The organism is Paenibacillus luteus (assembly GCF_006542765.1).
Classification (GTDB): Bacteria; Bacillota; Bacilli; order Paenibacillales; family Paenibacillaceae; genus Pristimantibacillus; species Pristimantibacillus luteus.
Genome location: NZ_SKCD01000044.1, coordinates 208,018 through 231,389, shown reverse-complemented (window position 1 = coordinate 231,389; position 23,372 = coordinate 208,018). Strand labels below are relative to the sequence as shown.

At 51.2% G+C, this 23,372-nt stretch carries 13 protein-coding genes; 7 read left to right on the top strand and 6 right to left on the bottom strand.

Annotated elements, in window-relative coordinates; translation table 11 throughout:
- The first annotated feature begins 78 nt into the window (after positions 1-78).
- Complete coding sequence (locus tag E0496_RS27030) at positions 79-546, top strand: MarR family winged helix-turn-helix transcriptional regulator (protein ID WP_139995035.1); 468 nt, start codon at positions 79-81, stop codon at positions 544-546.
- 181 nt (positions 547-727) lie between these two features.
- Positions 728-1,549: an NAD(P)H-binding protein gene (locus E0496_RS27025; protein WP_141504924.1), complete on the top strand. Its 822-nt coding sequence runs from the start codon at positions 728-730 to the stop codon at positions 1,547-1,549.
- A gap of 101 nt (positions 1,550-1,650) precedes the next feature.
- Here E0496_RS27025 and E0496_RS36710 read toward each other — a convergent pair whose 3' ends face one another.
- From E0496_RS36710 to galA, 5 genes are all read right to left on the bottom strand, one after another.
- Positions 1,651-5,031 carry an NPCBM/NEW2 domain-containing protein gene (locus E0496_RS36710; RefSeq protein WP_241675010.1) on the bottom strand — a complete coding sequence of 1,127 codons (3,381 nt, stop codon included), beginning with the start codon at positions 5,029-5,031 and terminating at the stop codon, positions 1,651-1,653.
- A gap of 318 nt (positions 5,032-5,349) precedes the next feature.
- Entirely contained in the window at positions 5,350-8,460 is a 3,111-nt protein-coding gene (locus E0496_RS27000; RefSeq protein ID WP_141504922.1) for an S-layer homology domain-containing protein, read from the bottom strand.
- Between the two features lie 161 nt (positions 8,461-8,621).
- Positions 8,622-8,795 carry a hypothetical protein gene (locus E0496_RS35695; RefSeq protein WP_206669879.1) on the bottom strand — a complete coding sequence of 58 codons (174 nt, stop codon included), beginning with the start codon at positions 8,793-8,795 and terminating at the stop codon, positions 8,622-8,624.
- Between the two features lie 5 nt (positions 8,796-8,800).
- Positions 8,801-11,062, bottom strand: a complete 2,262-nt coding sequence (locus E0496_RS26995; protein ID WP_141504920.1) for a hypothetical protein — start codon at positions 11,060-11,062, stop codon at positions 8,801-8,803.
- Positions 11,055-13,481 (bottom strand): beta-galactosidase GalA, encoded by a 2,427-nt coding sequence (gene galA / locus E0496_RS26990; protein ID WP_141504918.1) that lies wholly within the window; start codon positions 13,479-13,481, stop codon positions 11,055-11,057. Before galA ends, E0496_RS26995 begins: the two co-directional genes overlap by 8 nt.
- A 201-nt stretch (positions 13,482-13,682) precedes the next feature.
- Between galA and E0496_RS26985 the strand changes: the two genes are divergently transcribed.
- From E0496_RS26985 to E0496_RS26965, 5 genes are all read left to right on the top strand, one after another.
- Positions 13,683-15,755: a right-handed parallel beta-helix repeat-containing protein gene (locus tag E0496_RS26985; RefSeq protein ID WP_141504916.1), complete on the top strand. Its 2,073-nt coding sequence runs from the start codon at positions 13,683-13,685 to the stop codon at positions 15,753-15,755.
- 30 nt (positions 15,756-15,785) lie between these two features.
- Positions 15,786-18,122, top strand: coding sequence for a helix-turn-helix domain-containing protein (locus tag E0496_RS26980; RefSeq protein ID WP_141504914.1), 2,337 nt, complete (start codon positions 15,786-15,788; stop codon positions 18,120-18,122).
- Positions 18,123-18,333: 211 nt separating this feature from the next.
- A complete protein-coding gene (locus E0496_RS26975) occupies positions 18,334-19,311 on the top strand; it encodes an ABC transporter permease (protein WP_139995049.1) in 978 nt (325 codons plus the stop codon).
- 17 nt (positions 19,312-19,328) lie between these two features.
- A complete protein-coding gene (locus E0496_RS26970; RefSeq protein ID WP_141504912.1) occupies positions 19,329-20,219 on the top strand; it encodes a carbohydrate ABC transporter permease in 891 nt (296 codons plus the stop codon).
- Between the two features lie 49 nt (positions 20,220-20,268).
- Positions 20,269-21,813, top strand: a complete 1,545-nt coding sequence (locus E0496_RS26965) for an ABC transporter substrate-binding protein (protein ID WP_141504910.1) — start codon at positions 20,269-20,271, stop codon at positions 21,811-21,813.
- Between the two features lie 266 nt (positions 21,814-22,079).
- Here the strand turns inward: E0496_RS26965 and E0496_RS26960 are convergent, their stop codons facing one another.
- Positions 22,080-23,297, bottom strand: coding sequence for an MFS transporter (locus E0496_RS26960; RefSeq protein ID WP_141504908.1), 1,218 nt, complete (start codon positions 23,295-23,297; stop codon positions 22,080-22,082).
- Positions 23,298-23,372: the final 75 nt, after the last annotated feature.

Here is a 23,372-nt window from a genome sequence, read left to right as displayed (position 1 = left end):
GATTTGACAGAAGTCCTTTGGCTGTAGTACATTCATTTTAGTTAAGGACTTAACTATATAACGGTGGTGACTCCTGATATGGACTTTACAGAGGAAACAAAGAACGAGCTTCAAGCCTATGTGCTCGAATTGCCCCTGCATACGAAGGTTTTTTTCTCTTTGGTGGAAGCAACGGCAAGATTAGTCGACGTTTCGGAGAAATATTGGCAATCCAAAGGTCAAAACGGCGCCCGGATTCGGCTTCTCGTGGAGATTATGAAGGAAGGCGGAACTATCCTCCCCTCCATGCTTGCCAAAAAAATCGGCGTGACCAAATCCAATATTACGCTTCTGCTTACTCCGCTCGAGAGTGAAGGACTCATTCGCAGAGCCAGCCACCCGCAGGACGGCCGAAAAACGATTATTTCCATTACCACGGAAGGACAGAGCCTCTTGCTTCAGCATTTGCCCGAGAACCGCCAAGGCATTACGGACAAGATGAGCAAGCTTAGCGAGCAAGAATTGAACCAGTTATTTACGTTACTAAAGAAGCTAAATCATCCGTGATGCGGCTTTTCGCTCATTTAGTTAAGTCCTCAACTACTATCCAAACCATTTAAATTAGGAAGGTTTATGTTCATCGTCTTGAGTTGCGAACTTAACCACTCACTTATTCACTCCTACTTTTCACCGCAGCACCCGCATGAAAGCAAGAGCATTTACAGAAAAAAAGAAAGGATGAATAGTTATGTCCATTGCCATTACAGGCGCCACTGGCCAATTAGGCCGTTTAATTCTGAAGGAGCTTGTGCATAGCCAGCCTGCGGAGGGCATCATCGCCTGCGTTCGCGACCTTGAGCAAGCGAGTGTTTTTGAAGAACAGGGAATTCAGGTACGATTTTGCGATTATGACCAGCCGGAATCCCTTGGGCGGGCCTTTGCCGGCGTTTCCAAGCTCCTCCTCATCTCAAGCTCCAACTCAGATGATGCCGTCCGCTTGCGACAGCACAAGCAAGTCATCGACGCAGCCAACAAAGCAAGCGTGGCCCAACTCCTCTATACCAGCTTTGCTTTCATTCGAGATAACGCGGATATTCCGTCTAACGTACATGCGGCAACGGAGCACGCTATTCAAGCCACTGGCATTCCTTATACCTTTCTTCGAAATGCGCTGTATACCGATTTCGTTGGCGTGCTTGGCCTAAATGAAGCCGTTGCTGCTGGAGAGCTTCGTTATCTTCCGGGAGACTGGACCTTCAACAGCGTGACGCGACAGGATCTTGCAGGGGCGGCAGCGAAAGTGCTTATCCGGCAAGGGGACGAGCATGTGAATAACATTTACGAGCTTGCAGCGCCGCAGGGTTGGACCTTCCCAGATTTGGCCGCTGCCCTCCAGACGCTAACCGGAAAGCTTATTTCCCTTCGGCCCGATCCCCAAATTCAAAATTGGATATATGGCTTTTTAAGAAAAATCGATACCGCATCCACCTCTAATGATTTAATAAAATTAACAGGCCGGCCTATTATTCCATTGGCAGAAGCCATTAAACCTTTTATTACATTAAAATAACTGCTATCCTCTCTCCACTTCTGCACAGGATAGAAAAAAGAGCCGAATGCCGCGCCCTATAGCGCCAGTCATTCCGCTCTTTTCCTCTTGCCTGATGATTTTTAGCTTAAAAACAACCGCTCATTCGGTACAATCTGCTTCGCTTGCGAAGCGCTTGACCAAGAAAGGCGGGCATGCGCGTTTCCGCCGTTCTCCAAATATTCCATCTTAATGTCGTATTTCACGCCCGCGGTCAACGAGATCGTCGCGCTGAGCTCGCCGTTCATCGATTGCCACTGGGTAATCAGCTGCTGGCCGTTCACCCACAAGCGCACGCCATCATCCGTATGCGTATAGAACGTGTAGGTTTCCGTATACTGCGGTTGAACTTTGCCTGTCCAGCGTACCGTAAACCATTCGCCTGGCACGTTCACCGTAGGACGGTCGCCGCCCCAATCGAAATCGATGGTAGCATCTACCCGCTCCATCTCCAGGCTGCCAAAGTTACCGGCATAATATTGGCCGAGCAGGCCATTGCCCGTTCCGCCTCCGCCAGGAGCAGCATTCGTCGTAACACTGAGCGCCGTACTAGCGGCCGATAAGTTGTTAGCCGCATCTTTAGCCTTTACGGTAAAGCTGTAAGCTGTGCTCGCTGTCAGGCCCGAAACGGTAAACGAAGTAGCTGCTGCGCCGGTAGTCGACCCGGCCAGACTTGCACCATTGTAAATGTTATAGCCTGTCACGCCTACATTATCGGTGGAAGCGCTCCAAGTCAAACTGACGCTCGTTGCCGTTTTGCTTGGGGATGCCAAGTTAGCAGGCGCGCTCGGCGCGACGGTATCGCCCGGATTCGGATTCCCGCCTGAGGCGGAGGTTAACCTTGCTCCTGCCCAATCTGCATGATCATACCCAGTGCCATCGCCCGCATCGCCGACAACAAGCTTAAGGACGTTAACGCCTGTGACGTTTAGATCGATGGACTTGGTGGCCGTATCGGCGTTCATCACACCGCTCTCATAAGCTTTTACGCCATCGAGCCAAACCTCGAACGTCACAGTACCGTTATTGATGGCCAACACTTCGTCATCCACGCCGACATCGGATTGGAAGCGATAATAATTGCCGTTTAAATTATAGAAAATTTCCGAATTTGCATGTGTACCGATTCCCTTCGCATAAGTCGTCCCGTTCAGCGTGATCGTGCGCTGCTCGTTGCTCTTATCCTTCTGCACATTGCCCCAGCCGGTCGTTGCCGAGGACCACGTCAGATCGCTTAAATAGGTGGTAACGGCTGGCGGATTCGTTGTCACGCTAACAACCGTGCTTGCAGCTGACAAGTTGCCCGCGGCATCCTTCGCTTTCACCGTAAAGCTGTACGCCGTGCTTGGCGTCAAGCCCGTGACTGTAAAGCTTGTTGAAGCCGCTCCCGTTGTCGTTCCGGCAAGCACGCCACCGCGGTAAACTTCATAGCCGGTGACCGCCAAATTATCGGTGGATGGCGACCAAGTCAAGCTGACGCTCACATCCGTATGGGCTAGCGAGGCCAGATTAGCGGGTACGGTAGGTGCCGTCGTATCCGGCGCGTTCGTCGTCACATTCAGCGTATTGCTGGCTGTGGACAAATTACCGGCGGCATCCTTCGCTTTCACCGTGAAGCTGTAAGCCGTGCTTGGTGTCAAGCCGGTCACGTTGAACGCTGTGCTGCTAGCGCCAGCGGTCGTGCCAATGAGCGTTCCGCCGCGGTAAATTTCGTAGCCGACGACCCCAACATTATCCGTCGATGCGGACCAGGTCAGATTAACCGATACGTCGGTCTTTGAAGGCGAAGCCAGACTTGCTGGCGCCGCTGGCGCCTGCGTATCCGGCGGGCCTGCATTAACCGTAACGTTCTGCTCCTTCAGGCTCGCTCTTCCTTCGTTGTCCCATACGACGAGCGTGACGCGGAAAGTGCCAGCCTTCTGATACGTATAGGTCGGGCTTACCGCCGTGCTTGGTACGCCTTCACCGAAATCCCATAAATTTTCGGCAATCGTGCCGTTATCCGTTGAAGAGTTCGTAAACGTCACGGATGAGCCCAATTGAACGGTAAGCGGCGCGCTGAAGTTCGCCACTGGCTTCGGATTCGAAAAGCCGCGACTGGTTAACTGCGTATTCGTACCGTTGCCGCTGACCGTATTGCCGCTCCATTCTAGATTGGCGGCACTCGCAGGATACTGGTCAATCGACTCGCCCGTGTTTCCTGTAATCGTGTTATTAATAAAGCTAAGACGGTCAACGCCCGAAGCTGTCGTAATCTCAATGCCTTTGCGGCCATTGTTAATAATCTGGTTGCTGTCGAAGGTCAGATTTTGCGAGTTGCCATGAATGCGAATCGCATTGCCTCCATAGCCAGCATAGGCTGCCTGCGGATTGTCACGCGGCCCGTCCTTGAACGTGTTTTTGTAAAAGTATTGATACTGCTCCGTTTGGCCCGTGCCCTCGCCTTGCAGCTGCATGCCCCACATCACCATATTTTGAATCGTATTGTAGCCCCAATACTGATAGCCGGTTCCCGGTGACTGCTGCATCCCGACCTGCTGGCCTCCATCGACGAGGTTGCCCGTCGTTACGCCATGCTCCACCATTACTTCAAGTCCCATATATCCAACCGATCCATCCGTCGCCTTAACAACGTTATTGCGGACGGCAATATACTTCGATCTGACCGCGCTAATCCAGTGATCAACATAGTTGTCTTCGATTAACGAATAATCACAGTCCGTATGGAGCTCGATGCCAAGCCCTTCCGTATGATGGCCCGTACCGGTAATGTTGTTGCCCCTTACCTCCACATATCGGCAGCCATCATTGGCGAAAATACCGCCCCGGCCCGTATCATGAATGGTATTGTTCAAAATTTTCGCGCCATCCGAGCCCCAGCCTGTCCGCACCGCGCCGCCCCAGGCGGAGTTAACGCCGATGTTGGTAATGATATTGTCGCTAACCTCGATATTCGGCGAGCCGATTGCGTATAGCGCAAATGGTCCAAAGCCTGCGGAAGCGGTAAAATCCTTGACACGCAAATGGCGCATTTTGTTATTGCTGCCGCCTTCCGATACGACAGCCGAGAGAATCGAGCTGTTGCTGTTCCCATCGAGCGTCAGATCGGAAATTTCCACATTGGATAGATTATAGAAACTGAACATTAGCTCCTGCCCGGTGGAGGTAGATTTGATGATCGTCGTATCGCGGCTTTCGCCTTTGATGCTGACGCCTGACTTGCCGGTAACCGCTCCGCTTAAATAATAAGTACCAGCCGGGATATATACCGTATCTCCGGAAACAGCCGCATTGATTGCGCTCTGAAACGCTGCTTTGTCATCCGCTCCGTCGGAACCACTCGCCCCGTAAGCGGTTACATTTATACTCGCTGCAAATGCTCCTGGCAGCGGAATAGCTGGCAGCAGTAAAGCCATGGACAAGGTTACGCTAAACAGCTTGGCCTTCAAGGATTTCATCTTCATGATCGAACATCCTCTCCTTTATGCTATAATTTGCGATTCAATTCCGAACAAGCCGTTTAATGGCATCCATCATCCCCTCTCACTTTCATAGGCACAGCAAGGTATCACTCCTGCATCTCTGCTCTCTCATCATGACAAATTGCATAATCAATTGAAACTGTACAATAAGCCAAAGCCTGCATTCAGCGGCTATATTTTTTACGGATTACTGCAATAAAGATTCAAGCCAATTGGCCGGCAATACACTCAACCACCACCGCTTACAATGATTACCAAGGAGTCCCGCCCCAAGCCGCTGGAACGGGATTGCTCCATTTTCTAGTTCACAGCATTTAAAATCGCTGCGATAACCATCGCCGCTTCCACTCGCGTTAACGATGCCTGCGGATCAAATTCACCGCCCGCCCGTCCTTTAAGTATGCCTTGCTGCGCTAATGCGGCTGCCGCTTGCCGTGCCCATTCCGGAATCGCGGCACTATCCGTAAACGTCGGCGCTCCGTCCTCCGTATTAGCAGTTCCGCGCGCTTTGGCGATAATGACGGCCATTTCCGCCCGGCTGATCGTTGCTTGAGGCCGGAAGCTGCCGTCCCCGTAACCGCTGATTAAACCAGCTTGCGCGGCTTGCGCAACCGCTTGCTCCGCCCATAAGCCAATCAAGTTCCGGTCAGAGAACTCCGGCAGCTGCAATGCATCGCCCTGCGGCCCTCCAGCACCCAAAGCATGCATAAGCATGACGATGAATTCGGCCCGCGTCACTTCCCGCTTAGGCTCAAATGCCGCAGGGCTAGTTCCTTGAATGATCAGTTTGGAAGCCAGTTCACTGATCGTAGCATATGCCCAGTGCGTTTTAGGGACATCCTGAAACGTTCGGCTAACCTCAAGCGCCGCGTATTTGCTGAAATGGTAGGCAGCTCCGCTTACTTCCCCATTTGCCGCTGCCCCTCCCGCATAAGTAAGCTTTCCGTTATCTGCAATCTCGTAAATGCCAGCCGTGCTTTGGTTTCCTGCAGCTTCTGCCTTCACACGTAGACCAATTGGACTTATGAATGCCGGAAGCGAGAGCAGGTGTCCGTCCGCCTTGCGAAGCGCTAGCGTAAAGTCATAAACGGAACCGAGAGCTTTAATAGAGAGTGAATCCATCTCTTCCGCTTTTGCCAATAGTGCTTCCTCTTCCGAAGCCGTGAGAATTTGGACATTCAGCACGATGCTGCCGCCCTTGACGCCCGCTTGATCGGTAAGCTCTGCCAGCTGCTTAAGCGTTGCTGACGGAATCGTTACCGCGATCGCGTCCCATTTTAGCTCAAGCTGTCGGTCGGTGAGTGCCTCTCCCGCATCCGCAGGCAGACTGATTTTGTTAACTCCGCCCTTAACCGCAATGACCACCTTGTCGCCGCTGCCCGGCTGGACGAGTTCCTCACGTGTAATCGTTTGTTCGCCTGTTGTGGATGAACCTGGAACACTTGTAGCGCTTGGTCCGCTTGGCGTTGTCGGGATTGAGCTGTTTGTCGTTACTTCAAGCGCAATGCTTGGAGCGGATACATGGCCAGCCGCGTCCTTAGCCACCACCGTAAAGCTATAGGCCGTACCCGGATTCAAACCGGTTACTACGTAAGCCGTTTCGCCGGAAGCTGTTCCCGCCAACCGTGTACCTTCATACACCTCATAACCAGCTACGCCAACATTGTCAGTGGCGGCCGTCCAAGACAGACCGACGCTCGTTTCCGACTTCGATGTGACGGTAAGCCCGCTTGGCGCGCTCGGCGCTTCAGCATCGGCGCCTTGTACTCGGATGATCTGCTCCTTCAAGCTCGCTCTCCCTAAATCACTCCACACGACTAGCGTAACGCGGTAGTCACCCGGCTCGTTGTACGTATAGGAGGGATTGATCTCGGTCGAAGGCAGGCCGTCTCCAAAGTCCCATAAGTGTTCGACGATAGTTCCTCCGTTGCCGCTTGATCCATTGCTAAAATATACCGGCTGTCCCGCTTCTGCCACTAATGGCGCTTCGAATTCAGCCGTCGGTTTCGGATCGGCGAAGCCGCGCGATTCAAGCTGCGTGTCCGTTCCGTTCCCGCTTACCGTATTGCCCGACCATTCCAGATCTACAGCCGCATCCGGATAGGTTTCAATCGTCGGGCCTGCATTTCCGGTAATTACATTATTAATAAAGCTGATCCGGTCTACGCCAGCGGCTCCCGTAATATCTATCGCTTTGCCGCCGTTATCGCGAATCACATTGCTGTCGAACGTAATGTTCCGGGAGCTCCCATGGATGCGCAAGCCGTAGCCGTCATAGCCCGGGTAGGCAACGGAAGGATGGCCGGTTTGCGTCTGCTGGAAAATATTTTTGTAAAAATATTGATTTTGCTCGATCTCTCCCGTACCTTCGCCTTGCAGCTGCATCCCCCACATCACCAGATTTTGAATCGTGTTGTAGCCCCAATATTGATATCCGGTGCCCGGCGATTGCTGCATGCCAACCTGCTGGCCGCCATCCACCAAATTATCGGATGTTACCGAATGGTTGGACATAATTTCGAGGCCCATCCCTTTAACCGTATCACCGGAGGTTTGAATAGTATTGCGGCGAATCGCGTTATACTCTGAGCGTACGACGCTCAGCCAATGATCAACCTGATTATCCTCAACGAGTGAATGATTGACATTCGTATGAAGCTCAATGGAGAGGCCGTGTTCCTTATGGCCCGATCCGGTTACAATGTTATGACGAACGACTGCACCCTCAACCCCATCATTGAGAAAAATGCCCCCGCGTCCCGTATCCGCAATGGTATTGCGAATGATGACCGGATAATTCGAATCATAGCCGACCCGCATGCCAGCTCCCCATGTCGAGTTGAGACCCATATTCGAAAATTCATTATCCGTAATGACCACATTGTCCGTATGTGCAACGAGAATGCCGAACGGACCGAATCCTTCTTCCCTTGTCATATTGATAATCCGGTTATGGTGCAGCTGATGGCCGCCGCTACCTGCGGCGAGCGTATCGTCAGCCGTAATGCCGCCATCCGCGTTCGCATTGCCGTTTCCGTCAAGCGTGAGCTGGGACACTTCAACCCGGCTCCTGCCATTAAGCGATAGGAGGTAACCCACCGATTCCCCTGTATATTTTATAATCGTTGTATCTCGGCTCTCCCCTGCAAGTTTAACATCTGATTTGCTTTCGATGGAGTCGGACACGAAATACGTTCCCGCAGGGATATAGACGGTTTCTCCCGCTGAAGCGCTGTCTATGGCAGCTTGAATGCCAGCTAAATCATCATGTCCATCTGTACCATCCGCACCGAAAGCGGTTACATTAATGACGGACGCAAACACGGCAGGCATGGGCAGAGCCGGCAGCAGCAAAGCCGCGGAGCAGACCAAGCATATGACCTTTTTGTTTAATTTTTTCCCTGATATCATTTATAATCCTCCCTTGTCTCTCTTGCATTCATTTCTTCTGAATGGCTGCATCTGAGCTGGAATGCTGGTACGCGCTTTGCCGGCTTCTTTCCCTTAGATGCTCCCTATCCTCCTTTCACCATACGGTACCTTTGGACCGACCTGAAGCTGTTGTCTGGCAGCTAACTAGAGCATGACGGGTCAAACTGCAAAAACAAAGTGTACAATCCGGCAATTCCTGTATAGTCCGGCTGTACATTTTTCGAATAACCGTAAAGGCTTACGCTCGCCTGCTCATGCAAAACGGCTGCTGCCGTCATCTGCGGCAAAGCAGCCGTTCCACTTCCTTTAACCATTGCTTTTATAAAATGACATAAACCGTCTCGCCGGCAGCAATCGCTATCCGCTGCCAGCTCGATGATGCACACGACCCAAGCGGAAGCTCTGCCTCGCTTTGATCTTCCATCAACAACTTGACGCTCGCCGGGAAAATGCCGGGGTTGCTAATGGAGAGCATTCGCCTACCGTCCGCAGCGGACTCTACGCGGCACTCGACTTGATCGATGGCCGTCACGCGTCCACTCGTTTTATTTACATAAATGCCAGGAAGCTCGGCATAGGTCAGCATAAGCGAAACCTCGCACCAGCAGGAGTAGGGGATGACCTCGCCTACGTAAGCTTTGCCTTCCCAATCGCTCATATTGACCCGCTCGCTCATATACCCCGGTGGCATATCATAGCCGTCCCAGCCTTTAACCGGGCGATCCTCGCGAGATAAATATTGCGGCAAATGGCCTGCGATTTCACGCAAGAGCTCCAAATAGATCTCCTTGCCCGTGGCACGGTACAACTTTAATAAGGAATCGCCGGACAACGTGCAAATGCCTGGCGCGCTGTGTTTGTTTTGGACATTGGCAATAACCGAGCCGCTTGTGCGGATGCCCAGCCGCTCAAAGGTCGAGCCTGCCGGGAAGCGAAAATCGTAGGAGACGCACCAGCTCATCGCTTGCAGCGCCGCCTCTTCTGCCCGCTTGATCCATGCACGATTGCCGCTTGTCTCATACAGCACCATGTAGGATTCCAGCAAGGCAAATGCCGACTCGCTGTCCGGACATTGCAGGATCTCGCCTGGCCCGCCTGTCGTTACGCCGATCGCAGTGAAGTGATTATAATAATAAAGAGCAGAAGCCTCGGCGATTTCAGAATACGCTGGATCTGCGAAATACTCCCCGCAAAGGGCAAGACCGGCAGGCGCCATCGCTGCCCCCGCTGAATTGCCAATCAGCATATCTCCCGATTCGTTGTGCACCCATTGGCCGAATTGCCCATATTTCTGCCATAGCCTGACGAAGGCGTCTGCAAGCTTTCTCGTGCCCTCCAGCCATGGCTCTGGAATGACGAATGCGGAATTCCCCTGCTCCAAAGCGATAAAATGCTTCAAAATAAAATACAAGGCGTCAGCACTCTTGCGAACAATATGCCATTGCTCAGGATAGGGACGGTTTGGGGCATCGTTGAATTCATCTCCAAACCATTGCCCGTTGTAGCATACGCCATGGAAGAAGCCCGACGGCGTCTGGCTTCCGAACATAAAGCGGAGCGTATCTAGCGAGCGGCTAACCGACAGCTCCGTGCCTTCCTGCAGCAGAGCCAGACTGGACATTCCCCCTCCGACCCAGCCCACTTGCCAATCCTGATGCTTCATATCTATCGTTCCAACCGCATAGTACCCCAGCGGAGCGTTCCAATTCAGCTCGTTATACTTTTTCTCTTGAATGCCCCAAGCTGCGGAGAATGGCAAGCTCGGTGCCAAGCTGACCGCTTCGTGGCCTTGGCGCCGCACCTCGGCAAATTTCTCAAACAGCGCCGGCACGCTGCCGCAAGGAAACCGATAGACGCGGCAGTTCAACACCACTGAATCGCCCGGCTTAAAATCATAGCCCTTGTCTGTGCTTGGCACCTTGGTCGTTGCCATTTCATATTTCAGTGCTGGTCTGACACCAGGCGCCTGGAAGGAAATTCGTGCCGTGCTTCGGTCCCCGTTCTCCTCCAGATGCATCGACGTATCGCCAAGAGCTGTCCCTTGCTCCGTGACGAACAGCCAGCCGATCGCGTTCTTCTCATCAACAAAGCCGATAGCGGGTGTAGCCGCATCGCCAGTCAGCAGATGGAAGGCGGAAGGAGCTCCCTCATCGATCGAAAGACGCGGAACGTCGGTAATAAGCGTCGGCACATCCGCGCCGTGATCACTAAGCCTCGTCCAGCAGGGGGCGTAGGAAAGCTCTCGAACGCCGAACCGATTGCCAGCATAGACGGCTCCGGGGACGAGCACGTAATGTTGAACAGACCAATCGCTGACCTGAAAGGACAGATTAACAGTCGACTGCTCTGATACTCCCACTGAATGGAACTCAGCAGCGAGCCGTTGCCCCTCCTTGGCATCAATTTTTCCTGATTTGGTGACTCGGACAGACCACTGCGCGCCTTCTGCCGTGCTGGCATGACCGCTCATTCCGTCCCAGCTTACTTCACAGCTCTGGATGGGATCGGCTTGATTGTATCTGGTAATATAAGCACCAAGTTCTATGCCTGCTGCTCCGAGTGGAAAAGGCGACCTAGACATAGCGTTCCTCTCCTTCCCCAAGCAGGGCAGCTTCTTCCATGAAAGCACCAGCTGCAGGGTGTGCTTCCACTGTTAAAACCGCTGGCAGCAATCCGGCCGCTGCCGCTTTAACGGTAATGCCGCCTCCCTCCGATCCTGCTTGCACTAAGGCAAGCGCATGCCCGTTGAACGCTCTGCGGCTGCTCGCCCGATCCGATTCATGGCTGCTCGGATTGCCGTTTCCTACCCCAAGCAGCAGGCCCGCGCCTTCAACGCAAAAGCTCACTTCCGTATCCGCATAAGGCACAACATACCCTCGCATGTCTACGATGCTCACCCGGATAGCCGCAATGTCCGCCCCGTCTGCCGCAATCAACAACCGGTCTGCTTCCAGAAAAATGGCATGAGGCTTACCGGACGTTATTCTTTCCGTCTCGGCTGCCACCTCTCCTTGATTGCGCCCAATGGCTTTAAGCTCACCCGGCTCATAGGGGACTTGCCATTCGAGACTGGACATGGGCTGAACTTGCCGCAGGCCAAGCGAGCGTCCGTTCAAAATCAGCTCAATCATATCGCAGTTGGTATAAACCATGACACGGATAGGTTCTCCTTCCCGCCCTGGCCAATTCCAATGCGGCAGCAAATGAACAAGCGGCTCGTCTCGCCACAACGCTCTCATGAAATAATAGATGTCCTTCGGAAAACCGCATGAATCCATCATCCCAAAATGCGAGCCGATGCAAGGCCACTCATAAGGCGTCGGCTCTCCCCGATAATCAAAACCCGTCCATAGGAAAACGCCGGTCAGGAACGGATGCTGAATGACATCCGACCATGACCTCTCCGGGCTGCAGCCCCATGAAGGGATGCTCGTTCCGTAAGCGGAGCAGTAGCCCTTAACCGGATCATCCTCATAAATGCCCCTTGTCGTCGTAAAGCTCGCCGATTCGCTTCCAATGATGAGCCGGTCCGGATTTTTGCTGCGCCCATCAAGGTCTGCCCCCCGATGCCCGTAGTTGTAGCCTACAATATCGACAGCCTCGGCATATCCGCCGCTGCTCCAGCCATGGTTCATGGCCGCCATCGTGGGCCGGGTCGGGTCGAGCTTCCTTGTCAGCTTTGACATCGTTCTCAAAATGCGTGCCCCCATGACGGTCCCTTCAAGCACCTCCTCGTTCTCCAGGCTCCACAGAATAACCGACGGATGATTGCGGTCGCGAATGACCATGCGGCTTAGCTCCTCCAGTCCTCTTGAACTGCTGTCGAGCTTCCTGTTCTCGTTCATCACGAGCATGCCCATTCTGTCGCATAGGTCCAGAAGCGCTGGCGATGGAGGATGATGGGCGCTGCGGTAAGCATTGCAGCCCATTTCCTTCAGCAGCTTCAGCTTGTATGCGATAAGCGCATCCGGCATCGCTACGCCTACACCGGCAAAATCCTGATGGTTGCTGGTGCCTTTAATCGGATACGGGCTGCCGTTTAGCACAAATCCCCGATCTGCATCAAATAACAGGCTGCGAATGCCAAAGGTCGTTTCATAACGATCTAATAATTGATTATTTTCATACACTTCCGATATCGCGATATACAAAAAAGGCTGCTCGGGTGACCAAAGTCTTGGAGTCTCTACAATCAGCTCCTGCTCGATCACCTTCTCCCCAATATCGACTACCTTTGATTGCATAACAAGCGCGCCAACCTCGCGTCCGCTCTCGCTTTCCTTGATAAAGGTCCGCAATTCAAACGGCCGCTCTAGCTCTTCTTTATTGCTGATTCGAGTCTCGATTCGGAGGGTTGCCTGTTCATCTGAGAGATTTGATGCGGTAATAAAGGTGCCCGAATCCGCAACCTGCAGCGAATTCGTCGATTGCAGCCAGACATGCCGATAGATCCCGCTCCCTTCGTACCACCAGCCCTCAAAATCAGTTGCGTCTACTTTAACGAGAATGACATTGTCACCCTCCGTTCCATAGCGGAGAACATCCGAGATATCATAGGAGAAGCTTGTATAACCGCCAAAGCGTTCCCCGATTAAATGCCCGTTCACCCAAACCGTGCTTCTTCCCGTTACACCGTCAAACTGCAAGGCAATCGTTCTTCCATGCTCCCCTGCGGGCATCGCAAACCGCTTGCGGTAAAAGCCGATGCCCGTAGGCAAATAGCCATGGCTGCCTGCCCGGGAGCCCAGCTCGGGATCATTGACGTATTGCTCATCGAGGCACCAGTCATGCGGCAGCCGAACAGGGCTCCAGCCGTCTTGCACCTGCTGTGCCTCTTTGTTTACATAGGCAATGTCGAGCCACTCCCCTTCCTCTCGCTGCGCGCAGTCCGTCAGCCCGCCGGTCATTCCGCCCTTTACCGCGTAGGGAATCGGAATATCCCCTTTATGAAATAACCATCCCTGATCAAAATCCCCCCTGCTTCTGCCTGATGCCGACATGCCTTCCGCCTCCTTATGTTAGCTTTATCTTTCTTCTTTATCGTTGGAAAACGATGGATCGAAGGTAAAGTTAACATGGCAGCCATGAGCAGTCTACTGTGAAAATAACGATTAAGTGTACTTTATTTGAAAGCCCTTGCATCCTTTGCGGCAATGGTTTTATAACTAAATTGTACAGTAGATAGAGGGAGGTCTTTAGCGATGGATCGGAACTTTTACGTAGCCATGGACGGGAACGACAAACAGAGCGGGAGCATGAACGCCCCCTTCCGCACAATCGGCAGAGCACGGGAGCATGTTCGGGAGTACATTGAGCAAGGGATGGACCACAACGTTAACGTGCATATTCGCGGAGGCCTTTATGAGCAAGAGGCTGCTCTGCGCTTTGATGACAGGGATGGCGGGAAGGATGGCTTTTTGGTCCGTTATAGTGCTTTTCCTGGCGAAGAAGCCGTCATTGCCGGCGGCAAAAAAATAACGGGATGGACCGTATTTAAAGGCAATATTTGGGCAGCCAAATTGGATAGCGGCCTAACTTTTCATACACTTTATGCAGAGGGAGCAAGAGTTAAGCAAGCCCGCCTGCCCGCGTCCGGCTATTACGAGACGGACCTCTCCAGCACGGCTTCTAATGAGCAAGAAGCGCGGCAAGGACTGTTCATGCGCGTGGAGGATATGCCGCTTGAACAGGACCTGTCGGGAACACAGGTATTCGTATGGCCGGGAGAGGGAGAGTGGAATTGGTTCTCCGAATTAAAATCCGTCGCGGCCGTGAACCGAACCGAGCGCTTTGCCCAGTTTGAGTCCCCCTCCACTTGGCCGATTGGCGCGGGCTCGCGCTATTATATCCAGGGCCATTTAAGCTTTCTTCAGTCGCCTGGGCAATATTATTTTGATCAGGGGGAGAGCACTTTATATTATTGGCCCGCGAACGATCACGCAGACCCGAATAAACAAACCATCATTGCCCCCATGGTGACAAGGCTGCTGGATATCAACGGCCGGTCTCCCGGGCAAACAGTAAGGTCGCTATCCTTCTCCCGCCTTACGCTTGCCTGCACCGACTTCTTCCCGGAATACCGGATGATGGACGATAATGTGGAGCAGACGGAGCACCGTGAGGGACTTATTTATATCAATCATGCGGAAGATATTCAGATTGAATCCTGCCAGATCGGCTTTGCGGGCAGCTGTGCGATCTTTCTGGATCATTACGCCAAATCCATCGCAATCGAAGGAAATGATATTAACCAGTTCGGCTATATCGGTATCAGCTTAAATGGCTTTGCCCCGGGTGCTGGTCCCTTCGAGGACCCTGAAGCCTCATATACCAACAGCCATAACCGCATTGCCAATAACCATATCCAGCAAGGCGGCGAGCTGGTTGGGCATGGCTGCGGCATTTTGCTCTATCAAAGCGGCAATAACCAAATTACAAACAATCTTATCGCCGATCTGCCGCGATACGGAATTTCCATGAAAGGGCTGCGGCACAAAACGATGCCCTCCAAGCTGTATGGGATCGACGTCACCTGGGACAATCACTGGGCATTTCTGCACAGCCGCAACAACCTTATCGCCTATAACGATATTTCACGCGTGATGACGGACAGCCAGGACGGAGGGCTGATCGAGGCATGGGGCGTTGGCAGGGGCAACTTGATAGACCACAATTATTTGCATGATAGCGGCATTCATTTCTCCTTCGGCTTTGGCATCTATTTGGACGACGCTGCCGATGATTTCACCGTCACCAATAACATCATCACCAGGCTTTACAGCAGCGGCAGCGGCAAGCTGTGGATGCTTATTTTCGCCAAAGGAATCGGCAACCGGATCAGCAATAATTTGCTTGTGTCCAATCCAGATGCCATTGCCGCCGTCGGCTCCCAAGAGATGGCGGACGAGGAAAACAAACATATCGAAATTGCAGGCAATATCATTTATAATTCAGGATATCTTTATTATTTCGTCAATTACAGCGAAGAGCGCTTCGCCGCCGCTGACCGTAATCTATACTTTCGAAACGGCAAACCCTGCCTCATCGGCGGCTGCTTGCCTCTGCCCGATCGAGGGGATGACCCACTTGGGAGAAAGGAATACGGATTCCAAGAGTGGCGGTCGCTTTCGAATGGAAAATACGATAAAAACACCGTATTTTCAGATCCATTATTCATCGATGCCGAGATGGCAGATTACAGGCTGAGGCCTGAGTCGCCCGCTTACCGCTTAGGCTGGAGCAGCATTGATTTCTCAAAGATCGGTCCAAAATAAACAGATCGTACACCGGGGGGCTTGGATCGGATGAAAGTATTCGGATTTTACAAATCCAAAAAATATTTGCAGCGAGTCATGTTCTCCATCACGGCAACGATGGTCATCGTGCTCGTCGCCTCCTCCGTATCCAACACGTATGTGCTGGAGAAAACGGTAAAGAGCATTCAAGAAGAGTCCAATTTAAAGGTTCTCTCCCAAATTCAATATAATCTTACGTATATGAATGAAATCATTTCCCGTTTATCCAATTTCGCATACCGTGATCATTTTCTGATCCCGCTCATGTTTAACGAAACTTTGCCCAAGATGGACCTTATCCGCGGCCATCGCCAAATGTCCAATATTATGGAGAGCTCCTCTTTCCTCCATTCGATGGTCATTTATAATCAAGCGCAATCCGAGCTGTACGGCTCGAGCAGCAACTTTCTTCTAGACGATGGCGTAACGAAGGAGAAGATTAGGCGAGCGCTTCTGGACCCGAGCCATCCTCAGCCTACCAACCGGCTCATCCCGATGAGCTTGGAGCAGAGCGACGGGCGTATCGATACGTTCGCGTTCATCGTTACAGATTCTTTGAAACCGTTCTCAAACATCCAGTCTGCTATCATTTTGTTTATCAAGTCCGATTGGGTGTTCGACAGCCTCAAAAAAATGAACGTCGCCAGCAACCGCGATCAAGGCGACATTTACATCCAGACGCAAGACGGCCAGCTGCTGACTTCTGATCCGCTTGCCAGCTTCATGTCCGATCAGGACCAAGCGCATATCAAAGAGCTCGTTCAAGAGGATAAATCCAGCGGCAGCCGCATGTCCGGTTTTGTCATCGGCGATCTTTCGGGAGAGAAGGAAATGCTCACGTATATGGAAGACGGGATCGGCGCTTGGACCATTCTATATATCCAGTCCTATAGCAAGCTTATGGAGCAAGTAACGAAAGCACGCAACCAGTCGCTGCTCCTCTCCGGCCTTTTCCTGCTGCTTGCGGTAGGCATGTCGGTATGGCTATCCTACAAGCTTTACCACCCTATCGAAAATATGATCAAGCGAATCAAGCCTCATCTTCCCGACGAGAAGCAGGATGGCTCTGCTTCCTTCGATGAGCTTAGCCTGATGAGCGACAATTTTATGAAGCTATCCGAGAAGCTTAGCGAGATTAGCTCCGAGCATATCGTCAGCCAATACTATATTCGCAGATTTCTAACCGACAGCCAGCTGTTCTCGCACCATGATATGCAGCATTTAATCGAGAAGCATGAGCTCAACATTTCTGTGAAGGACCAGTTGCTCGTTTGCGTCATGAGAATCGATAACTTTGCGGCCTACGACAGCAGCATTACAGGCACATCCAAAAAACTATACAATTTCGCAATCGTCAATATTGCGGGCGAGGTAATGGGCCGTTATTATCCTTGTGAAGCCGTTGAGGTGCGCGGCGACCATGTCGTGCTCATCCTCTCGCAAATAGTGCAGGAGACCCCTTCGCCATTTGCGCAAGTGACGCCGCTGCTTCGGGAGGTTCAGGATACGATTGAGCGCTATTACGGCATCTCCTTGTCCTGTGGCATAAGCGATATCATTTCCCAGTACCCGTTTCTTTCAACGGCTTATTCACAGGCGCTGCGCCTGAGCCAATACGTCATTGTGAAAGGCCATAAAACCATCATTGCATCGGAGGATATTAAAGAAAATCTCGCCAGCAAGCAAATGTCCCTGCCTGACGCCATCGAGAAGAAGCTGACAGAGGCCCTTAAGAAAGGCCAGTTGACCAATGCGGGAAACGAGCTGGAGAAAGCCTTCTCCCTAATCGCCGGATTCCATTATGAGGATATTATCCGCGCGGTTTCCAATCTGGCATGGGTAATCAAAAATACGGCAGCCGATATCCATGAGAACCGGATCATCTCCTTCTCCGATGATATGGATTACATTCATCAAATTACGCAAGAGAAAGAAACCTTAGAGGAGATGTACCTCTCCCTCCTATCGGTGTGCGCCAAAATTTGCGAGGGACAACGGCCGGCCAACATGGAACGCAACGAAATGATGCTGGAGACGGTCAAAGAACTTATTGAGCAGAAGTTTCCGGATATGAATTTAAGCCAGCAATCCATCGCCACAAGCGTAAAGCTGTCGTCGGCTTACATTGGCAAGCTATTTAAAGAAAACTATCACATGTCCATTACCGAATATATTAACGAGGTTCGCCTGAATCATGCTCAGCTGCTGCTTGAACAGGACAACTATACGATATCAGAAATTATGGACAAATGCGGCTATGCCAATCAAAGCTACTTTTTCCGGCTGTTCAAAGGCAAGGTCGGCAGCACGCCGAAGGAGTACCGGATGAAGAAATCCATCTCCTAAATACCTTCGAATCATCCATATGGCCCTTCCTTCACTGCTTGCAGTGGGTGAAGGGCCATTGCTATGCCTGGGTTTCTCCTGAATATGCACAAAATCGAATTTTGTACACCTTTCCAATACAGTAATTCGCAAAACCTATTCTACCCAGCGCGATATCTTCATGGCATGATTGGCATCAGAACAGGAACGTTTCAGATGGAGGAGATCATTAGTGGCCAAGACAGAGCCCGCAGCCACTCGCATTCAGGCGGAGAGCCAGCCGCCTAAGCCGAGCTGGCTAAGCAAAGAATGGAAGCATTTAAAGAAGAACCGCGAGCTGCTGCTGCTCGCAACGCCGGGTGTGTTATTCAAATTTGTAATCGCCTACATTCCTATGATCGGGCTGATACTAGCCTTCAAGTATTTCAGGTATGACCAAGGCATCTTCGGCAGCAAATGGGTAGGCTTCAACAACTTTGAATTTTTGTTCAAAGCCCAGGACGCCGTTCGCATCATTCGCAATACTCTGCTTTACAATATCACCTATATTGTGCTTGGCACGGTCGCAGCTTTGCTGCTCGCCCTTCTGCTCAATGAGCTCAGCGGAAAATTAATCAAAATTTATCAAACAACGATGTTCCTGCCCTACTTCATCTCTTTTGTGCTTGTCGGTTACATTACGAATGCTTTCCTTGACCATAAGGGAGGATTTCTAAATACGATGATCGGCTGGTTTGGACTCGAACCGCATAAATGGTATTTGGAGACGACGCCTTGGATCTTTATTTTGCCGCTGGTCGCTTTATGGAAGGGTATTGGTTTCTCAACTCTCGTCTATTACGCCGGCATTACCGGCATCAATACGGATTATTATGAGGCCGCTCGGCTGGACGGCGCTTCGCGCATTCAGATGATGTGGCGCATTACGCTCCCGCTGCTCAAGCCGCTGGTCATTATTCTGTTTATTCTCGGGCTCGGCAATATTTTCCGCGGCGACTTCGGCCTTCATTATTTTGTGCCGAACAATGTAGGACCTAACTTCCCGACGACCGATATTATTGATACGTATGTCTATCGCGCACTGACCAAACTCGGAGATATTAACTCTGCAGCCGCTGTCGGCTTCCTGCAATCAGTCGTCGGTCTCGTAACCGTCCTATCCGCCAACTTTCTTGTACGCAAAGCAGATAAGGATAATGCGCTGTTTTAAAATGGAGGAGCTCTTATATGCCAAATACAAAAGGTTTTAACCTGATGAATGGTTTCATCAATGTGTTTTTAATCGCCTTATGCCTAGCTATCGCCCTGCCCTTCGTTTTGGTCGTCATTATATCCTTGACCTCTGAGAACAGCCTTGTGCAGGACGGCTATCAGTTCTTGCCCAGGGAGTGGAGCGTGGAGGCTTACCGAATCGTATTCCAGAAGCCCGATCCGCTGCTAAAAGGGTATATGGTCACCATCCTGATCACTGTCATCGGTACCTTTATATCCTTGCTTTTGACTGCGATGACCGCTTATCCCATATCCAGGATGGACTTTCGTTATAACCGCCCCATCACGTTCTACATTTTCTTCACCATGCTGTTCAATGGGGGACTAATACCGTTCTATATCATGATGACGCAATATTTGCACCTAAAGAACTCGCTGCTCGCGTTGATCATTCCGACCCTGCTAAGCCCCTTTAACATTATGATCATGAAGGGCTTCCTGGACAAGATTTCAAAAGAAATCATCGAGTCGGCAAAGGTGGACGGCGCGAAGGAATTCCGAATTTTCTTCACCATTATTTTGCCGCTGGCAACGCCTGCGCTTGCTACCTTGGGCTTGTTCATCGCTTTCGGCTATTGGAATGAATGGTATTACGCGCTGCTGTTCATCGATAACGACAAATATATCCCGCTTCAATTGCTGCTTGTCCGTATTTTGTCCCAAATCGAATTTTTGGCTAATTCGCCGCTGGCTCAGGTCGCCGACAAGCTTGCTTATGCTAATTTTCCTACCTTATCGGTCCGGATGGCAATGGCGATTCTTGCAGGCGGACCGATGCTCATTATTTTTCCTTTCTTTCAAAAGTATTTCGTGAAGGGTATTACAGTAGGTTCCTTGAAAGGATAAGGAGCGACTATTGTGCCATATATAAAACATCATAAACGGAGGGTTCAACGTGAAAAAAACAAGATGGGTCAATTGGTTCGTGCTTTCCTTATGCCTTGCGATGCTCGCAGCGTGCTCCAACAATGGCAATACGCCAAATGCTTCTAATGCTCCAACTAGTGCGGCCGAGAAATCGCCGGAAGCCGAAGCAAGCGAAGCCCCTTCGCTGCCTGAAGTGAAGCTGACCTTCATCTATCCGGTATCGGCCAACCCAGGCCCGGACCAGAAGCTCGTCAACGATGAAATCAACAAATATTTAAAAGAAAAAATCAATGCAACGGTTGATTTGAAACCGCTCACTTTCGACGAATACGAGCCGAAGCTGAATGCAATGCTTGCTGCCGGAGAAGATTTTGACCTAGCTTGGAGCTCTAAGGGCTGGCTGGGCAATTATCAGCCTTATATCGACCGCGGCGCCTACCTTGAGCTCACGGAAGATATGATCACGGAATACGCTCCTGAGGCACGTGCGAATATCCCGGATAAATTTTGGCCGGATATGCTCGCGGTAGACGGCAAAGTATACGGCTTTCCTATCTATCAAGTTGCTGCCAAATCCAAGAGCCTAGTTATCCAAAAACGTTTTGTTGAAAAGTACAACCTGGACATTAATTCCATTCAATCTTACAAAGACATCGAGCCGTTTCTAAAAAACCTGAAGGACAACGAGCCCGGCATCATTCCGCTTGGACTCGCGCAAAACTCTTGGGGCTTATATAGCGACCGGACTACTGTCGGCGAAGGCCTTGCTCTGAGCTATGCCAAGGATGATCCGTCCCTCAAGTACATCGGCAACCTTCAAATTTTAGACAATAAAAAAGAATATCTCGATACGATGCGCAGCTGGTACCAAGCCGGTTATATTAACGAGGATGCGCCAATTATCCAAAATATCAATGATTTGAAGAGCAAAGGAAACGTAGCAGTCGGGCTTGAGTTCACCTCCAAACCAGGCGGAGAAGCAGGCGAAATGGCGATTAACGGCGGCAATGAAGTCGTTTATGCTCCGATCTCCGACAGCTACTTCACCGGCATTTCCGGCGCGATGCACGTCATTAACAAAGGCTCCAAAAATCCGGAACGCACATTAATGCTGATCAATTTGCTCAACACGGATAAGTATTTGTATAACCTGATTTGCAACGGCATCGAAGGCAAGCATTATACCAAAACCGATGATCTGTATATTGAACCGATCAAGGATTCCGGTTATGCGCCAAATGGCGACTGGGTGTTCGGCAATCAATTCAATGCGTACCTGAAGCCTGGCCAGGCTGCTGACACTTGGGAGAGAACGATCGCTCTCAACGACAGCGCACTCGTTCCAGCAACGAGCGGCTTTGGCGTAAACGAAGAGAACATGAAAGCGGAAACCGCGAACGTAACTTCGGTTAACAATGAATACCAAGCTGCTCTGGAATCAGGCTCCGTCGATCCAGCCAAGGAGCTTCCGAAGTACCGCGAGAAGCTAATTGCCTCTGGACAAGAGAAGATCGAGAAGGAAATCGAAGCGCAGTGGGAGAAATTCAAGCAGGAAAAAGGACTTGTCAAATAATCGGTTGGTGAACGGGGCATTGCCGGGAGATTACATTCCGGCAATGCCTTCTTGTCTTGATTGCTGCAGCTCTGAGCATGATAAAAATAAATAGCGTTTATGAAAATCCACCTACTGCCTTAGGCTTTTGCAACGAGTGCAAAGGTAGGCATGGATTTGATATGAGGCGCATGCTTAAGCGGTTCTTTCAGCAAGGATGCTTCGGATGCAAGGAGCGATTTGAGCCTGTCCGGCATAACGCAAATATCTAGTTCCTCATAATTCCTTTATTTTCGCTTTGAAAATCCGATATGCCTCGTCACTGCCCAGAAAAGCAAGCCTGCCGCACTAACCGAGGCACCAAGGAGGCTGACGCCCCTCCAGCCAGCATGTGCATAGGCGACGGTAGAGGAGATGGATCCTATAGCGCTGCCAATTGAGTAAAAGATCATATATCCAGCCGTTAATCGGCTGCGCGATTCTGGACGCAAGCTCAAAATCATAGACTGATTGGTCACATGTACCGCTTGAACCGCAAAATCAAGCGCAATGACGCCGATTATGAGTGCCCAGAGCGATTGTTCCGTGAAGCTTAGAGGGACCCATGCGAGCAGCAATAAAATAAGCGCGATTCCAGTAGTCCTTTGGCCTAGACCGCGGTCAGCAAGCTTCCCTGCCCTTACAGCAGCAAGGGCCCCTGCCACCCCTGCAAGGCCAAACGAACCAATGGAGGAATGAGAAAGCGACAGCGGCGGCGCACTTAACGGCAGTACAAGCGAGGTCCATAGTATGCTGAATACGGTAAAAATAAACAAAGCGAGCACTGCCCGAACCCTGAGCAGCGGCTCTTGAACGAACAACTGCCATACGGAGCGAAGAAGCTGAGGGTAAGCCATGCTTCTTTGCGTCGCTGCTTGGCGGGGGAGTTTCCTATAGATAGCTGCCGCCATCAGCATCGTCAATACGGCGGAAAAATAATAGACGGAACGCCATCCGGCAAGGTCAGTCAACAAACCGGCTATCGTCCGTGCCAGCAAAATGCCAATAACGATTCCGCTTGTGACCAACCCGACCGCACGGCCACGGTCTTCTGGGGCCGCCAAGCTTGCTGTATACGCCACCAGTACCTGAGCAACAACGGCAAACAAGCCAATGAACGCCATACCAATCATGACTACAATCACGGAGGGGGCTATTCCTACGGTAAGCAATGCCAAGGCCGAAATGGATAACATGCCGACAGCAAGCCGGCGTTGATTCAGCAAATCACCAAGCGGCACCAGAAAAAACAGCCCCAGCGCATAAAAAATTTGGGTTATCGTTATGATCATCCCAATATTCGCTTGCGCGATTCCGAATGTGCGGCCCATGGTATCAAGGAGCGGCTGCGCAAAATAAATATTCGCTACGGCTAAGCCGCTGGCCATTGCAATGAACAATAAAGCAGAACCGGAAATCGCTGGAGCTTTTTCGGTAAAAACCAAGTCTGCGTTTCTCTCGTACATGATGCTTCACTCCCTGTTCTTATTACGTACCATTCAGTACGTTATAATGACAAGGAATATATAATAACTACATCG

What these genes read in the sequence shown, in the direction of transcription:
- E0496_RS26960 (WP_141504908.1), bottom strand. Translation starts at nt 23,297, where the DNA reads ATGTACGAGAGAAACGCAGACTTGGTTTTTACCGAAAAAGCTCCAGCG.
- E0496_RS26980 (WP_141504914.1), top strand. Translation starts at nt 15,786, where the DNA reads ATGAAAGTATTCGGATTTTACAAATCCAAAAAATATTTGCAGCGAGTC.
- E0496_RS27000 (WP_141504922.1), bottom strand. Translation starts at nt 8,460, where the DNA reads ATGATATCAGGGAAAAAATTAAACAAAAAGGTCATATGCTTGGTCTGC.
- E0496_RS27025 (WP_141504924.1), top strand. Translation starts at nt 728, where the DNA reads ATGTCCATTGCCATTACAGGCGCCACTGGCCAATTAGGCCGTTTAATT.
- galA (WP_141504918.1), bottom strand. Translation starts at nt 13,481, where the DNA reads ATGTCGGCATCAGGCAGAAGCAGGGGGGATTTTGATCAGGGATGGTTA.
- E0496_RS27030 (WP_139995035.1), top strand. Translation starts at nt 79, where the DNA reads ATGGACTTTACAGAGGAAACAAAGAACGAGCTTCAAGCCTATGTGCTC.
- E0496_RS26995 (WP_141504920.1), bottom strand. Translation starts at nt 11,062, where the DNA reads ATGTCTAGGTCGCCTTTTCCACTCGGAGCAGCAGGCATAGAACTTGGT.
- E0496_RS35695 (WP_206669879.1), bottom strand. Translation starts at nt 8,795, where the DNA reads ATGGTTAAAGGAAGTGGAACGGCTGCTTTGCCGCAGATGACGGCAGCA.
- E0496_RS26970 (WP_141504912.1), top strand. Translation starts at nt 19,329, where the DNA reads ATGCCAAATACAAAAGGTTTTAACCTGATGAATGGTTTCATCAATGTG.
- E0496_RS26985 (WP_141504916.1), top strand. Translation starts at nt 13,683, where the DNA reads ATGGATCGGAACTTTTACGTAGCCATGGACGGGAACGACAAACAGAGC.
- E0496_RS36710 (WP_241675010.1), bottom strand. Translation starts at nt 5,031, where the DNA reads ATGAAGATGAAATCCTTGAAGGCCAAGCTGTTTAGCGTAACCTTGTCC.